Source organism: Bradyrhizobium sp. UFLA05-108 (assembly GCF_059803455.1).
Genome location: NZ_JBANAZ010000051.1, coordinates 34,555 through 50,041 on the forward strand (window position 1 = coordinate 34,555; position 15,487 = coordinate 50,041).

13 protein-coding genes are annotated in these 15,487 nt (G+C 60.8%); 1 reads left to right on the forward strand and 12 read right to left on the reverse strand.

Going from position 1 to position 15,487, the window contains the following annotated elements:
* The first annotated feature begins 384 nt into the window (after nt 1–384).
* Nucleotides 385–1,626 (forward strand): FAD-dependent monooxygenase, encoded by a 1,242-nt coding sequence (locus SO140_RS30975; RefSeq protein WP_449377273.1) that lies wholly within the window; start codon nt 385–387, stop codon nt 1,624–1,626.
* Here the strand turns inward: SO140_RS30975 and SO140_RS30980 are convergent.
* The 12 genes from SO140_RS30980 to SO140_RS31035 all read right to left on the reverse strand — a co-directional run bounded on the left by SO140_RS30980 (nt 1,551) and on the right by SO140_RS31035 (nt 15,477).
* Complete coding sequence (locus tag SO140_RS30980; protein WP_498543539.1) at nt 1,551–3,575, reverse strand: ABC transporter ATP-binding protein; 2,025 nt, start codon at nt 3,573–3,575, stop codon at nt 1,551–1,553. The two genes, SO140_RS30975 and SO140_RS30980, sit on opposite strands and share 76 nt — an antisense overlap.
* 127 nt (nt 3,576–3,702) lie before the next feature.
* On the reverse strand, nt 3,703–5,757 hold the full coding sequence (locus SO140_RS30985) for an FAD-dependent oxidoreductase (protein WP_449377275.1): 2,055 nt from the start codon (nt 5,755–5,757) through the stop codon (nt 3,703–3,705).
* Between the two features lie 266 nt (nt 5,758–6,023).
* Nucleotides 6,024–7,154 (reverse strand): helix-turn-helix transcriptional regulator, encoded by a 1,131-nt coding sequence (locus SO140_RS30990; protein ID WP_449377276.1) that lies wholly within the window; start codon nt 7,152–7,154, stop codon nt 6,024–6,026.
* Nucleotides 7,155–7,360: 206 nt separating this feature from the next.
* The gene (locus SO140_RS30995; RefSeq protein WP_474799860.1) at nt 7,361–8,746 is read right to left on the reverse strand and encodes an aminotransferase class I/II-fold pyridoxal phosphate-dependent enzyme; all 1,386 of its coding nucleotides are present in this window, start codon (nt 8,744–8,746) and stop codon (nt 7,361–7,363) included.
* A gap of 69 nt (nt 8,747–8,815) precedes the next feature.
* Entirely contained in the window at nt 8,816–9,415 is a 600-nt protein-coding gene (locus SO140_RS31000) for a flavodoxin domain-containing protein (RefSeq protein ID WP_449377278.1), read from the reverse strand.
* Nucleotides 9,408–10,280: a hypothetical protein gene (locus SO140_RS31005; RefSeq protein ID WP_474799862.1), complete on the reverse strand. Its 873-nt coding sequence runs from the start codon at nt 10,278–10,280 to the stop codon at nt 9,408–9,410. Before SO140_RS31005 ends, SO140_RS31000 begins: the two co-directional genes overlap by 8 nt.
* Nucleotides 10,277–11,005: an iron-containing redox enzyme family protein gene (locus tag SO140_RS31010; protein ID WP_449377280.1), complete on the reverse strand. Its 729-nt coding sequence runs from the start codon at nt 11,003–11,005 to the stop codon at nt 10,277–10,279. Before SO140_RS31010 ends, SO140_RS31005 begins: the two co-directional genes overlap by 4 nt.
* A complete protein-coding gene (locus SO140_RS31015) occupies nt 11,002–11,676 on the reverse strand; it encodes an N-acyl amino acid synthase FeeM domain-containing protein (RefSeq protein ID WP_449377281.1) in 675 nt (224 codons plus the stop codon). The genes SO140_RS31010 and SO140_RS31015 overlap by 4 nt, the downstream gene beginning before the upstream one ends.
* 78 nt (nt 11,677–11,754) lie before the next feature.
* Nucleotides 11,755–12,555: an iron-containing redox enzyme family protein gene (locus SO140_RS31020; protein ID WP_449377282.1), complete on the reverse strand. Its 801-nt coding sequence runs from the start codon at nt 12,553–12,555 to the stop codon at nt 11,755–11,757.
* A gap of 109 nt (nt 12,556–12,664) precedes the next feature.
* Nucleotides 12,665–13,195, reverse strand: coding sequence for a hypothetical protein (locus tag SO140_RS31025; protein WP_474799865.1), 531 nt, complete (start codon nt 13,193–13,195; stop codon nt 12,665–12,667).
* 138 nt (nt 13,196–13,333) lie between these two features.
* Nucleotides 13,334–14,068, reverse strand: a complete 735-nt coding sequence (locus SO140_RS31030) for an iron-containing redox enzyme family protein (RefSeq protein ID WP_449377284.1) — start codon at nt 14,066–14,068, stop codon at nt 13,334–13,336.
* 170 nt (nt 14,069–14,238) lie between these two features.
* Nucleotides 14,239–15,477, reverse strand: coding sequence for a helix-turn-helix transcriptional regulator (locus SO140_RS31035; RefSeq protein WP_449377285.1), 1,239 nt, complete (start codon nt 15,475–15,477; stop codon nt 14,239–14,241).
* Between the last annotated feature and the right edge of the window lie 10 nt (nt 15,478–15,487).

Consider the following 15,487-nt stretch of genomic DNA (forward strand, 5'->3'; position numbering starts at 1 on the left):
AAAATCGCACTGGCATTGCCTAGCTATGATCGACAGCGTTTGAGCGGCATTCGTCGAGGTTGGTGCCCACTTTACGATCCCAATGGGATCACGCGGGTGGCCCGTTCCGACGTTGGCGATGCTCACCGCCTGTCGTTAAGTGACGCGCTTTCTATAAGTGGGAATCACCTGAGTCAAGGTGAAACACAGCAAGCGAAGAGCTTCTCGCGCTTAAAGAATTGGCTCGTTCGGCGCCCTCGCCGCCTCCGTGATGTAGGTTCCCGCGCCGCGATCCGCTAGCCCCAGACCCTATTTGTACCCGGATACAATATACTTTTATGGCGCGCGCTAAGGTTTTCTTTCCTGTTCCTGCGGCAGGGTGCCGCGCCGGGCGGAGAAATACCCATGCTGTATACCGATATTGCGATCATCGGCGGGGGTATGGCCGGCTCCGCCGCCGCCGCAATGCTGGGTCGCGCCGGCGTCCAGACCATCTTCATCGACCCCCACACCGAGTATCCGCCGGACTTCCGGGTCGAGAAAATCAGCGGTGACGTCCAACTCGAGCGCTTCCGGCGGACCGGAATCGCAGAATCAGTGCTGCGCCGTACGACATTTTGCGGCGAGAACTGGATCGCGCGATTCGGCCACCTGCTCGACAAGGCGCCGAGCCAGCAGTTCGGCTTCCGCTACGAGGCCTTCGTCAACGCGATCCGCGCGGAAATCCCCGACACGGTCGAGCGGGTCTGCGCCAAGGCGCTATCGATCGCGACGAGCCCTGACCGGCAGAAGATCACGCTTTCCAATAACGAAGTCGTCTCCGCCCGCCTCGTCGTGCTCGCCAATGGATTGAACGTCGGCCTGCGCCACCAGCTCGGCATCGAACGCGAGATCATCAGCGCCTGCCATTCAATCTCGGTCGGATTCGACGTCGTGCCGCTCGGGCGAACCGCATTTGATTTTCCCGCGATGACGTATTTCTCCGAGCGGCCCGGCGACCGCATCCCCTACATCACGCTGTTTCCGATCGGCACGCGGATGCGGGCAAACCTGTTCGTCTACCGCGCCTTCGACGATCCTTGGCTGCGCGATCTGCGGCGGGCACCGGTCGCGACCCTGAACGCCGCCCTGCCGCGCCTCTCGCGCATCACCGGCGCCTTCGATATCGCGAGCGAGATCAAGATTCGTCCCGTCGATCTTTATGTGCATCGGGCCTGCCGCCAGGCCGGCATCGTGTTGATCGGCGACGCCTTCGCGACCTCCTGCCCTGTCGCCGGCACCGGCAGCGACAAGGTGTTCACCGACGTTGAACGGCTCTGCGGAGTGCACATCCCGGCCTGGCTTGCGACCGAGGGCATGGACGAGGACAAGATCGCTGCCTTCTACGACGACCCGATCAAGCGGGCCTGCGATGCCTGGTCGGCCGCCAAGGCATTCGACTTCCGTGAAGTGTCGCTCGCAACGAGCCCCTACTGGAGAGCGCAGCGCTGGGCGCGCTTCGTGGCCTGGTTTGCCCAAGGTGCGGTCCGCCGGGCGGCGCGACTGGTCCACCTCGAGCCGAACATCCTCGGTCACTCCTCGTCGTCATCCTCCTCGTCGTCCTCGTCTTCATCATCATCGTCGTCGCTGTCGTCGTCATCGACCTGAGCCGCGCCGCCATGCGGCTGGTGGATCTGGTCGTCCCACAGCTTGCGATAGGTACCGTTCTTGGCGAGCAGCTCGGCATGCGAGCCGCGCTCGATGGCGCGGCCGCCTGAAATCACGATGATCTCGTCCATCTCGACGACAGAGGTCAGACGGTGGGTCGACCAGATCATGGTGCGGCCCTTGGCGACCTTGAGCAGCGTGCGGTTGATCGCAGCCTCAGTCGTCTGGTCGAGCGCCGAGGTCGCCTCGTCGAGCAGCAGCACCGATGGATTGCGTATGATGGCGCGTGCGATCGCGAGGCGCTGGCGCTGGCCGCCCGACAGCGTATCGCCGCGTTCGCCGACCGGCGTGTCGTATTTCTGCGGCAGGCTCATGATATAGCGGTGGATCTCGGCCTTCTTGGCGGCCTCCGCCACCTCCTCGTCGGTGGCGCCCTCCTTGCCGAGCCGGATGTTCTCGCGGATCGACATGTTGAACAGCATGTTCTCCTGGAACACCACGGCCATGCTCCGGCGCAGCGAATCCAGCGTCACTTTCCGCACATCGACGCCGTCGATGGTGACGCGACCTTCGTCGGGAACGTAGAGGCGCAGGACCAGATTGAGCAGCGTGCTCTTGCCGGAGCCGCTGGGCCCGACGATCGCGATGCTCTTGCCGACCTTGAGCTTGAGGCTGAGATTGTCCAGCACCGGCGTCTGGCTGCCTTCGTACTGGAAGGTGACATGGTCGAAAGTGATATCGTTGGTGATGCGCGGCAGATCCGGCGCGCCGGGACGATCGGCGCCGCGCGTCGGTTCGTCCAGCAGCTCCTGGATATGGCGCACGGCAGCGGCCGAGGAGATCGACACCGGGATGAAGTGCATCACATGGGCGATGTTGTAGGAGACCTCCCAGAACGCGCTCTCGAAGGTGACGAAGATGCCGATGGTGATCTGCCCCTTGGTCGCAAGATACGCACCGATCGCGAGCACCACGAGGTGCAGGAGCAGGACCGAGATCGTGACCGTCCGCTCCACCATGGTCGACAGGAATGCGGCTGACGCGATCCTGTTGCGGGTCTCGTCGTTGCGGAAGGCGAAGAAGCCGAACATCTTGCGCTGCAGGCTGAACGCCTTGATCACGGCCTGCGCCGCCACGTTCTCCTGCACCATGCCGAGCAGCCCGCTTTCGTTGAGCTTCTGCTCGTAATTTGCCTGCACCGCCTTCGGCGTGAGGATGCGCGGTCCGATCAGCGTGATCGGAAACACCAGCAGCGCGACCACGGCGAGCTGCCAGTTCAGGAACAGCAACAGGATGATGCCGGCTATCAGCTCCATGAACGGCAGTGCAGCGCTGTTGACAAATGTCTTGACCGAGCCTTCGAAGGCCGAGAGATCGACGGAGAAGCGTGACAGGATCTCGCCGCGCTTGGTGCGACCGAAATAGGCCGCCGGCAGGCTCTGCACGTGCTCGAACAGCCGCTTGCGCACGTCGGAGATGATGCAGGCTGCCAGCCGCGCGTCCCAGCGCTCGTACCAGACTGCGACGATCGAGGTGAAGATGCCGGCGACCGCGAGCACGCCGAGGATCTTGTAGAGAGCCTGAAAGTCCTCCTCGCCGAGCGCGTCGTCGATCAGGAACTTCAGGCTGAGCGGCATGATGACGTTGAAGAGCGTCTCGATCAGCACGCCGAACGATACGAAGGCCAGGATCCGCTTGTAGTTGGAGAGGTAGGGCTTGACGAAGCCCAGGATGGTTGCGAGCGCGCCGGCGGCTTCGCGCGCCGTGAAGACAACGAGGTCCTCGTCCTCATCGTCGTCATCGAGCTCCGGAAGCTCGTCGTCCTCCTCCTCGTCATCCTCATCGTCTTCCAGGTCCGGCTTGACGGCGGATGCGAGCTTGTCCTCAAGCTCGGTCGCTTCTTCCGCGGCGAGCTTCTGTTTGTCGGGCGAGAGAGGCCTGGATGCCATGAAACCAACCGATGCTGACGGCCGGCATGACCGCAGAAAATCAGGAAAACAGCGGAGAACCGCTATTGCACCGATTCTATGCGATCAGGATCAATTCGGCAAAGCAATTGGCGAATTCGCGAGGCAGCTATTCGTCGTCCTCGACCTTGTCGAAGAAGGAATAGCGCAAGCTGTCGGCGTCGGCGTACCACTGCCCCGGCCCCTTGTTGGCGGCGAGCGTCGCCGCCCACAGCGCATCGGTGCAGTCGTTGCGGTGCATCGACAGGTCGAACCCGTTGCCGAAGAACAATTCCGACCATTCCCACCAGGTGCCGAGCTTCTTGACCCCGCGCAGGAGGTCGTAGCGATCAATCAGGCCAGGCGCCATGTCGGAGGTGATCGAGCCGAACACCAGGCCCGTCTTGACCACGCGGTTCAATTCGCGGATCGCGCGGACGACCTGCTTCTCGGAGAGGTGGCAAAGGCTGGTCTCGAATACGAAATCGAACGCGCCGTCCTTGAACGGCATGTCAGCGATCGAACCGAGCTTGTTGTATTTCTTGAGCGCCTTCGGCGTCCTGGCATGGATGGTGCGGTTGTTCTCGATGCCGAAGGCGTCGATCCCGCGCTCGCGCAGCGCGCCGACGAGCTCGCCGCTGGCAGAGCCCGCCACCAACAGCTTGGCACCCTTCGCCTTGCCCCAGACGATGCCGATGAGTTTCATCAGATAGTCGGGGTCGGTGAACTGGCGCCACGCTTCGCCATAGGGACCCTGACCGCGATAGTTGTCGAAATAGTCGCGGTCGATCTTGTCGGACAGCGGTGTCTCGCTCTGGCTGCGCGCGCGACGCAGGCGCATCATCTCGGTCAGGATGATGTCGGTCGCAGCGTCCGAGGAGTCGAGCAGACCGTTCAGCGTCGAATCGAACAGATAGTCGCCGACCACGACGATGCCGGGATGCTCCTTCGGCTCGGGCCGGTGATTGGTCATGACATCGCGCACGGGCAAGCCGCCCGGCAACGCGTTCACCGAAGACAGCCAGCGGTGGATCTTGCCCTCCATGAAATGCGCACGCGCATCGCCGAGCGAGGCGGGCAGCGATTTCAGCGCGGCATCGATCAGCTCCTGGTCGGAGAGATTGGCGAAGGCCAGCGCATCAGAGCCCGGAATGAGCCAGTTCAACACGCCGTGCTTGCCGACGTCGTGGCGGGCGCCCTCGTTGTAGACGCAGCAACCGCCGAAGGCTTCCGACATGAACCAGGCGCCGGGGATCTTGTCGCCCCAGAACGGGGCGTCGAACAGGATCGAGACGCGCAGGTAATGCGCGGGACGGTCGAAATAGGAGACGTGCTTGACCATCGACTTGCGGAGCTGCTCGCCTTCCCAGCCAAGCGTGGCGAGCCAGGAATGCGGCAGGCAGACCAGCACGAGGTCGAAGTCGCGCGTCTCCGGCCCCTTGCCGTTCATCATCTTGAGCTGGTAGCGCCCCGTCGGCGCCTTGCCGACGGCGAGCACGCGATGATTGAGCTGGATGTCGGCGTTGACCTCCGACTGGAGACACTCGACGAGCTGCTCGTTGCCGTTCTGGATCGAGTAGAGGCCGATATAGCCATCGACATCCATCAGGTAGTTCTTGAGCGCATTGAGCCCGTTGGTGTTGTGGCTCTCCGTCGCGATGTCGGAGCGCGCCATCACCTTGAAGAATCGCTTGGCGGTCGCGTCATCGACCTCCTCGTCGAGCACCTGCTCGGCCGTCTTGTAGGCCCAGGGATGCTCGTTGTCGTGCGCGCCGACGCCTTCGTAATATTCGATCGGCGACATCATGTCGGAGCAGCGCTTGCGGAACGCTTCGATGGCAGCCGCGGTCTTGGCGCCGTATTTGCGGCGCACGCCGGGTACGTCGTTCAGGAGCTCGCCGCCGAACTGGACCTGCTCGGCGTCCATGGGAATGGTCTGAAGCCCGAAATGCTGGATCAGTTCCCGCAATGGATCCGGTCCGGTCATCGAGTAATCGTAGATCTCGGCAACGCCCGCCTCGTACATCGCAGGCGCCGAATCGAACTTCCGCGTGACGATCTTGCCGCCGAGCCGGTCGGACGCCTCATAGATGGTGATGCGGCAGAGATCGCCGAGTTTGCGCTTCAAATACCAGGCGCTCATCAGCCCGCCGGGGCCGCCGCCTACGATTGCGAGGTCAAGCATGTCAGGTCCGTGGTCTCCGGCCGCCCCCCGTGTCGGGACCACCGGTCTAAGCTCTCTTAACAGAAGCGCTTTTTTGGCTGAAGGAAAGATGAACAAACGACGTCCCTGCACCGCAGCAAGGAAACAAAGCAGCAAAAAGGCCGGCAAAAGCCGGCCTTTTCATTGTCCTCGGGAATCGTACGGATGAACCATGTTTCGGCCCGGGCCGGGCTCCCCGGCGGCCCGGCTAGCCCGTGGGTGGGACGGGCCAATCGAGCCGCCTCCGGCTATTTCAGGATGAACCTCGTCAGCAGCACGGCCAGTTCGCTTTGCCTGGAAACCCCGACCTTGGAAAACACCCGCTTCAGGATCGTCCGCGCCGTTTCCTCAGCAATACCTAGCCGTTCAGCCGCTTCACGGGGCGAAAGGCCCGCACCGACCAGCGAGGCCACCCGGGCCTCCCCCATGGTCAGGCCCAAAACATCCCTGATCAAGGCAGGCTCGGTCGGACGATCATTGTCGGGATCAATCAGAAGCACGATGGCCCGGGCCTGGGTCAGAAAGTTCGTGACCGCACATTGTCCGGCCGGGATCGGGAGAACATAGAGCGTCAGCGGGCGAATTGAACACTTGCGATGGACTAGTATCGGCCGGTGCTTCGCCAACCAATCGTCTCTCCAATAATCCGCGAGGCTAGCCAATCTCCCCGGCCCCTGCAGGCTGATCGGCGAAGCCCCCACGACCAGCTTGTCGCCGGCGAGATTGAGACCATCGCCCAACCTCGCCTGGGCAGCGGGATTCGAGAACAACACGCGCGCCAGCGAATCGAGGATAAAAACCCCGATGCCTACGCGTTCAAGGGCCGTACCAAGCTCCACCCTGCCAAGCTCTGCATCCATAAGGCGGATGCTCAGGCGAAGCGAGCGCTCGATATGGGGACCGAATCTGGTCAGCAACGCCAGCTCTTCGTCGGTGAATTCCGGCTTGCCGGCTTCACGCTGCACAACGACGCCCACCTCCACGCGGGGATCGGGCGATACCATTGCTGCGGCGAAATATTTCAGACCGTACTTTGCGAGCAAGCCAACGTAGAGTGGATCTGTCTCGACCTCTGCCGGCGACACGAGGTGCCGATCGGTGACCGCGTCGCCGCTGAAAAAGTAGCCTCGCTCTCGTGAGCGAATAGCGCGGATATCACGGAGTCCCCAGTTCTGCCGATATTCCTCGCAGAGCGCCTGCATGGAATCGGAGCCCAGGGCACTGAAGCTGCCATCGTCCTTGCTGTAGACCATCGTGGCGCCGCGATCGCCAAAGCAATCGGCAAGGGCCTGCAACGCCTGCGGCCAGTGTACAGGCTCCGATGCGGATTGATAGATCGCCTCGATTGCATGCTCAAAACACTCAGAAGTAAGGTTCAAGCAGCCCCGCCCAATCGACAAAGTATCAAAATCGTCCGGACGCTGCCAAATCGCGCCAAACCAACCAATCGAAATCGTATGTTTGGCACGGGGGCCGTGGCAAGTGCTTTGTCGACGGCCGCTAGCCGGAGCAGACGCACCCTCGTCCACCGGGAGCCGGGCAAACAGGCCTTCGGGCCGCGCTGCGCAAGCACGGAGCCTGCCGGTCACGATTGACGGCGAGACTGGTCCTCCGACCAGCTGGCCATAGCGAAGTCCGATCTTTGCTTCTCAGACGGCGCCGGCCCAGCCGCGAACGCTCGTCTCGCCTGAATAAGAGCTTCTGCAAGAACCGACTGGGCAAATCTGCAATGTTCGGCGGTGTGGTCCGCCATCACCTGCAGGCGGAAGCGCGCCGCGCCCCTGGCAACCGCGGGATACTCCACGAGATTGGCCGCAAGTCCGCGCTCGCCCAGATGCCGCGCGGTCAGACGCGCCTGGGCTTCGTCCCCGACGACGACCGGTACGATCGGCGACGGTGCTCCCAAACACTTCAAATCAGCGGCCGATAGGATCGAGCGCAATAGGACAATCCGGTCGAGAAGGGCCCGGCGGCGCTTTTGTCCTTCCGGAGATCGAATAATCTCCAGCGCCTCGTGGACCACGGCACATTGAACCGGGGAAAGGGCATTCGAGAAGATGTGAGGTCCGGCGAAGACCTTGAGATATTCGAACGTGCTTTCACTGTTTGTTGCAACGAAGCCGCCATTTGACGCAAACGTCTTGGAGAAGCTGCCCATCACGATGTCTATCTCGCCCATGAGCCGCTGCGCCGCCAGATGTCCTCCTCCGCCGGGTCCCAGACAACCGAGATCGTGCGCACAGTCGACCATCAGCGTGGCGCGGAATTCGCGACACAATCGCTGAACAGCGCCGATGTCCGGCGTGTCGGAATTCATCGAAAACAGACTTTCAGTAACGACCAAGATTCCACCATTGGCATCCCTGCTCCTGATCTTGTGCAGAATTCGCTTGAGGCTCTCCGTTTTGAGATGGCCAAAAACATGAACATTCGGAGTCGAGCAATGCGCCCCCTCCTGAAGACACGCGTGCGACAATCCATCGAGAACGACATGATCACTCGGCCTCACGAGCGCACGGAGCACCCCGAAACCCGCTGCCCAGCCGGTCGGAAATAGCAGGACTCGATCATATTCGAGAAACTCGCAAAGCGCCTTTTCGAGCCGCACCGCGGCCTCAGTACGCCCCATCAACGCCGCCGATCCGGCGCTGTGCACACCATACTCGTTGATCGCAGCATGAGCGGCTGCTCGGATGCCCGGATGATTGGAGAGCGCGAGATAGTCCTGGGACGCAAAGTTGACGGTCTCTCGCCGATTAATCCCGTTGGTCCCCATGATCTCGCACTCGGGTCCGGGCTGCGCACGAGTCGCTCTGAAGTAGGGCCAAAGCTGCTTCTTGGCGCGCCCACTGACCCAGGCAAGGTACGCTCCGGTTCGCCGAAGCAGGTCGTGGCCTTCGAGCTCCCGAAACTCGGCAATACTTCCGGTCAAGCTCGATGCCATCGCCGACGAGTCTGGATGAGATTCCATGAGAGGCCTCCCCTCAATAGGCCGACGACCGACATGAAAGCGGCCGGCCTCGGCCCATCGGGCATCGATTCAGGTGTGAAAGTCATTCCGGCTGCACCGGGCGTTCCGCTCGACGACCGCGGTGCATTTCCCGGCTTCATCCGCCACATTCGTCATCCAGATTCGAACCAAAGACTCCGCATGCCGATGCTCCCGCTTGAAGTCGATGACGAATCCCGGGAAGTGGCCAGCCGCGAGCGCTGGTGAACTTTCAAACGTGAAGCGTTCCGGCGTCGTCTTTCCGCAGATGGGAAAACCAGATTGGCGGAAGAACCGGTTGAGCGGGCTCAAGCCACCCGCGAAGCTGCGCTTGTGGCCCCTGGCGTCGCCGAGCGCGAAGAGTGCGATCTGTCGGCTTCGGCTGATAGCGGTTGCCACCTCATGGGAATGCTTGTCCCAAAGGTAGTGCCAATTGCCCTGGCCGTAGGTGGGCGTTCCCAGAAACGCCAGGCTGTATCGCTTGCCGTAGATGCGAGGCGCCCAGTCATCCCATTCCGCGAGGTCGACCAGATCGACTTCGATCGCGGAACACCCTGCGATGAGATGCGCCACGGACCGCGTAGAACCTGAAGTCGATGCATAGATGACGCAAGCGCGCCTCGCTGAAGAACCTGCGTGAAACTCAGGCATCCAGCGCTTCCGCTGTATTGCCGGTGTCGGCGAATGGCTTAGTCCCGGTCACCGACGCGATAGCTCCACGCTCGAGAGCCGCCGCCAAACGGGCACCGCCGAACTCGTTGTCGCCATAGAACTGGCGGGCAATGGGCTCCAGCGGACTGCCAACCGCCTTGAACCGGGAAATCTGGTCGGCCGGGCAGCACAACGGTCGAACCGAGCCGTATTCCCGGTGAAAAACCCAGCCGCGATAATCGAGGTAACCGAACCGACAGAAGAACTGGATCAAAGGCTTGTTGCAGTCGAGGAAATCGATCTTGCATCCATTGCCGTAGTGAAAGTGTCTTGCGTAATGCAGGATGAGCTTGATGGGATGAATCGACTTCTGAAGCTCCGGCTCGAACATCAATTTCGTCGTCAGCGACATTTCGCTAGCGGCATAGTCGAAGCGATCGTCGACCCCATATAGAGTTCGATAGTAATCCGTGTGGGGATCGGAAAAACGGTTTCCTCTGATCGTTCCGATGATCCTTCCGTCCAGATGGGTCGCATAAATGGTCCCGCTCGCGTCGAGCGGCTCTATGACCGTTTTGCGCACGTGGTCCGCGTATTTCTGCCGGCGCTGCATTTGCTCGACATAGACGCGATATCTGAAGCGATAGACCTCCAGCCGTGCATCATCGTCCGATGCCTCGCGAATCTCGAAGCGTCCGGCCCTCGGCGCACCCGTCATGGAGATCACTCCGCCGCGACTGCCATCCAACAACTGCGAGCTGCTGGGCTTCTCCGGGTCGACACCGAGGTCTTCGACAAATTCTCTCTGCACGACAACACGATCCTTGAAATTCTTCTCTACTGGACAGGAGGCATCGGGACTCACTTTTCGACGGTTGCCCGGCGATACGCCTCGTCCCAAACGGGAAGCGGATAGACGGCATTGAAATAGTCAAAACATCGAAACATTGCCGCGGAGCTCTCCGGATACCGCGTCGCGACGTCGAGGATCAGATGCCTCAAGAACGTCGCATGCCTGGCGTCTTCAGTCGCGTGCTCAATGAGGAAACGCAGCCCTTCGCGAGGGAGCTTTCGCGCCTCAATGACTGGAAGAGCTGCCTGCGTGACCAACGCCGTAAGTTGCTCGAACAAGTACTCCGCACCGAGGTAGCCGAATGGGCTTTCGACCCGAGCCATTCGCCACCAAACTGCGGCAACCGCAAACGTTGCTGGTGACGCTGCGGCAACGACTGCATCCTCCTGATGACCGCCGAGCTTGCCATGATCTTCAAGGGCCCAAAGGCCGTGCTCCGCTTCTTCCGCCTTGTGCGCCGAGAGCATCTGCATCAATTTGACTTCGTTCTTGGGGAGCCGCCCAAACATGTGAAAGCCGGCTTCCGTAGTATGCGACTGATACCAACACACTGACCTGAATATCTCACGAACCAGCGCGAGTATGTGCTCGGCAGGCGTCGAGGGATCGGAAATCATGCGCCAGCCACGCCAGGCTTTTACATTGGCGAAGACTTCATTCACCCGACGGTCCAACTCCTCGAACGTCGCCTGCGCATCGAGGGAATACCCATTGATGGGTTGAGCTGAGATCGTCATGCTGTCACCAACTTGGTGTGAGTGCGGGATTGGCAAACGAGCTTCTCTGCGTAGGTGAGCAGTGGCGAAGCGACTTTTTTGAGATGCGCTAGATCATACGGATTGAGATTGAGGTTATGAATCCGGCCGGCAATCGGATCGCGAATATGGAATCCCGTCTCCCTAAAGCCGAACCGCTCGAAGATTCCAACGAGGTCGCTCCGCGTCCCGATGACACAACAGGTTGCTCCGGCGAGCATTCCAGTTCTGTAGACTTCACAGAAGAGCGGTACGATCACTGCACGCGCGCGAAGCTCGGGCCGCACCACAAAGCGGGAATTTACCACCGCCGTCGAAAGACACGCGATTCGTGCCCCCTCGACCAGAGGCCTCAAATGGAGATCTAGCAGCGCATCTGGTGCCCATGTGACCCGCACTGCCGCCAACAGGCGATCATCCTGCTTGACTTGAAAATTCAAGCTGACGTCATCGACAGGCTCAAGAAGGCATCGACGCACGTGGTCCGCATGGGCATACGCCTTCTGATCGCGCTCGACGTAAAGATCATAACGAAGCCGACCGATAGCCTCGAGTTCGGCGGCGCTTTTCGCCACGCTCACTTGCCCTGCTCGAGGCAGTGCCTGCTTTGGCCAGCGCCTCGCTAATTCTTCCCTTTCATCGGCCCCCTTCAAGATTTGCTCCCCACAGACTTCGATGTAAAAAAGACATCGTCCCCGAGGCATCCGGCAGCAGACACCGCGCGCCCGAGATCACTCCGCCGCGACCGCCATCGACCGTTGAGCAATGGCGCGCCGATAGGCCATGTTCCAGGCGGGCATCGGATAGACGTGATGGAAATACTCGAAGCCGTAGCAAATCGACGCGCGCGATTCCGGATACCGCTCGGCGACATCGCGAATGAGCTGGCCGATCTGTTGCGCATGCTCGATGTCAGCCGTGGCGTGATGATCGATGAACTCAAGCCCCTTCGGGGACAATCCCCTGCGATGAAGGATATGCCTCACTTCCTCTGTCACCAACGGAGTCAAGGCGTCAAAAAGATAAACGGCGCCCAAATAGACGAACGGGTCACGCTTCAGCGCAATGTAATTCCACACGCCGGCGATCGCGAACGAAGACGGGCTCATGCGACGCGATCTGGCAAACTCCTCATTCCCGCCGAAGCCCTTGTAGTCACGAAGGGCCATTTCGTTATGGTCGAACTCCTCGGACTGATGATGCAACATCTCCTCGACCCAAGGAATCGGCATAGATCTCGGCATCTGTCCGATCGCCCAGAGCGCAGCCGCGAGCGAGTCGGGCTGATACATGACTATCTCGAGATAGATCTCCTTCAGTATCGCGATGATCGTTGCGACCGGCGTGGAATCGTCCGCAACGAGACGCCACGGAGCCGATTCCTTGATTTCCGCGAAGGTGTCATCGACCCGGTTCGCAAGATGGGCCAGAACCTGCGAACTGCTCAACGTTTCCGGATCGACACCCAAATCCTCAATATACTCGGCTCGCATGAAATCCCCCTCTGCCTCAGCGATAAGGACGACGATCACAATCGCCCAATGCGCACTTACGTTTGCCGGGTTTACCCGCCGGCTTCAGCCCCCATCTGGGGTATGACGAGCAATACATGTGGCGTGTCCCGAGTGATGGTTCACCGCGTCAAGGTGCCGTCACAAGCGGAGCGCGCTTCAACCGACGTCTCGACGCGACCAGTGGCGACCCGACCGACCTCATGTGGGCGATATCGGCCAGGTCCAGGATCAGAACATCCTGCGGGCCCGCGACCGGGTCATCCAGCTTAGTACCGGACCTGCAATATCCAATGCGCTCAAACAGCGGCACACGGTGCGGGAGGGTCGACAGCACCGAATGCGTGCAACCCGACAGGACGCCGATCTCGTAGGCGCGTCGCAAGATCACGACCAGATTGGCCAGATCCGCCCGTTCGCTCGACGCAACGATGAGTCGGCTGCAGATGATGGTTTTGCCGCAAGCGATATCTGCGGGGAGACTGCCGCGCAGAAGCGAGAGATAGTCGCTCGCAACGACGTCGACAGACCACGACATCCGCAAGGCCACCGATATCGTCGCGCCATTGCCGATAAAGAGATTGAGCGACACCGGATCAATGGGATCAAGCAGCGTTCGGTCGGCTCCCGCCACCGCATAGGGTTGGGCTTGTTCGACCACGAAGCGCTGGTAGCGCAGTCTCCCGATGCATCCGAGTTCTTCGTCAGTGCTGGCGACTCGAACGCTGGAGTGACCGGCCAGAATTGACAGGCCCGGCCAGCGGGCCGAACGTTCGAGGTTGCACGGGACAAGAGACATCTAGCCGCCGGCTGCGACGGCTCTTTCGAGCGCCTCCTCCCAAACTGGCAGCGGCCAGACGCAACGGAAATAGTCGAAACAGCGCGTCATCGCTGTTTCACTGCCCGGATACCGGGTGACGGTATCGAGAATGAGGTGCTTCAGAAACGTCGCGTGTTTGGCGTCCTCGGTCGCGTGCTCGATCACGAACCTGAGCTCGTCGCGCGGCAAGTTTCGGCTCTCGATGATCGGCAATGCGGCCTTGGTCGCGAGCGCGGTCAGTTGCTCATAGAGATATTCCGCGCCGAGATAGCCAAGCGGCTCCTCGTGCTCGGCCATTCGCCACCATACTGCCGCGACGGCAAAGGTCGTCGGGGAAGTCGCGGTCAGATCCTTGGCGCCCAGCTTGGCCATGTCCTCGCGCGCCCATAATCCGTGCTCGGCTTCTTCGGCCTTGTGGCATGCCAGCGACTGCATCAGTCGAACCTCTCCCTTCGGAAAGCGCCCGATCATATGGAACGCTGCTTCGGTAGTATGCGGTTGATACCAGCAAACCGAGCGATAAAGCTCCCTGACGAAGGCAAGGATGGTAGATGGCGGTGTCCGCGGATCACGGATGACCTGCCACCCCTTCCACGCCTCGACGGCTGCAAACACCTCCGAAACGCGATGATCGAGTGCTCGGAAGCTCTGCCACGCCTCTTCCGGATAGCTGGCTTTGCTTGCGACGCTGGATGCACTTTCATAAACGTTCATCACGGCACTCCCAGAAGGCAACGGGGTCTGGCAACGGCTGGCATTGCCCGTGATGCTCGCAGGTAAAGCGCGTCCGCTTCAGCCCCCATCTGGGGTACGGAATGAATCGTTCACGGGGATTTTCGCCGAAAGCATTGCGGGCGCGGCGACGGACCGCATGGTCCGCCGGACTATCTCAGCACCAGCTTTGCCAGCAGGGCCGCAAGCTCGCTTTGCCTGCTGACTCCGACCTTGGCGAATACACGCTTCAACGTCGTGCGTGCGGTCTCTTCAGAAATGCCCAGTTTTTCGGCAGCCTCGCGCGGCGACTGACCGGCACCAACCAGCGCGGCAACGCGCGCTTCACCCAACGTCAAACCGAGAATGTCACGAATGAGCGAAGGATCTGGCGGGCTGTCCACGTCGGGATCGATGGCGAGCACGATAACCCTGGCCTGGGTCAGAAACAGGTTCATAGCGGTTTCAGCCATCGGTATCGGCAGAAAGTAGAGAGTCAGCGGGCGATTGGACGAACGGCGATGGACCAAAATCGGACGTTGCGCGGCAATCACGTCTTCAGATCGGTAATTGACGATGCGCTTCATCGCTTCGGATGCTTGCGAATTCAGCGCCAGCGACTGCACGCTCAATTTGTCGCCGATGATGTCAAGGCCGTCGCCCAGCATCGTTTGCGATGCAGGATTGGAAAAAATCACGCGCCCGAGCGAATCGAGAATGAAAATGCCCATCCCCAGACGGGACAGCGCCGCGCCCAGCCCCATCTTGCTGAGTTCGGCGTCCATGAGGCGTATACCGAGACGCAGGGCTCGTTCGACATGGGGGCCCAGCCGGGCCAACGTATCGAGCTCGGCGTCGGTAAATTCCGTTTTTTTTGGGCTCCGCTGAATGCTGAGAGCGACCTCGACCCAAGGATCAGGCGACACCATAGCTGCTGCGAAATACTTCAAGCCGTGCCGCGTCAGCAAGTCAGTGTAGAACGGATCGCTCAACATCTCCTGGCGTGAGACGACGTCACGGTCGGTAATGACGTCGCGTTTGAAGAAGTAGCCGCGTTCGCGCGACCGAACAGCCCGGATGTCGCGATCACTCCAGAGCCGACCGTATTCGAGACTGACCGAAGTCAACGACGCGGATTCGATGACACCGAAACTGCCGTCATCCTTCCCATAGAGCAGGATCGCGCCGACGTCGCCGAAACAGTCGGCGATCACTTGCAACGCCTGGGTCCAATAGGAGGGTTCGGCGGCGGATCGATAAATGGCCTCGACCGCGCGGACAAATGGCTCTGACATAAAATCGAACAAGAAAATTGACGCGTGCTGGAAAGTTGACCCGAGCGTCCCAACCTTGTCAACGCACCACCCCTCCCTACGCTCAGCAAAAAGGCCGGCTTTCGCCGGCCTTTTCATGATCCTCGGT

Bases quoted from the DNA above. Each gene is read 5' to 3' on its own strand.
- SO140_RS30975 (WP_449377273.1), top strand. From the start codon at position 385: ATGCTGTATACCGATATTGCGATCATCGGCGGGGGTATGGCCGGCTCC.
- SO140_RS30980 (WP_498543539.1), bottom strand. From the start codon at position 3,575: ATGGCATCCAGGCCTCTCTCGCCCGACAAACAGAAGCTCGCCGCGGAA.
- SO140_RS30985 (WP_449377275.1), bottom strand. From the start codon at position 5,757: ATGCTTGACCTCGCAATCGTAGGCGGCGGCCCCGGCGGGCTGATGAGC.
- SO140_RS30995 (WP_474799860.1), bottom strand. From the start codon at position 8,746: ATGGAATCTCATCCAGACTCGTCGGCGATGGCATCGAGCTTGACCGGA.
- SO140_RS31000 (WP_449377278.1), bottom strand. From the start codon at position 9,415: ATGCCTGAGTTTCACGCAGGTTCTTCAGCGAGGCGCGCTTGCGTCATC.
- SO140_RS31010 (WP_449377280.1), bottom strand. From the start codon at position 11,005: ATGACGATCTCAGCTCAACCCATCAATGGGTATTCCCTCGATGCGCAG.
- SO140_RS31030 (WP_449377284.1), bottom strand. From the start codon at position 14,068: ATGAACGTTTATGAAAGTGCATCCAGCGTCGCAAGCAAAGCCAGCTAT.
- SO140_RS31035 (WP_449377285.1), bottom strand. From the start codon at position 15,477: ATGAAAAGGCCGGCGAAAGCCGGCCTTTTTGCTGAGCGTAGGGAGGGG.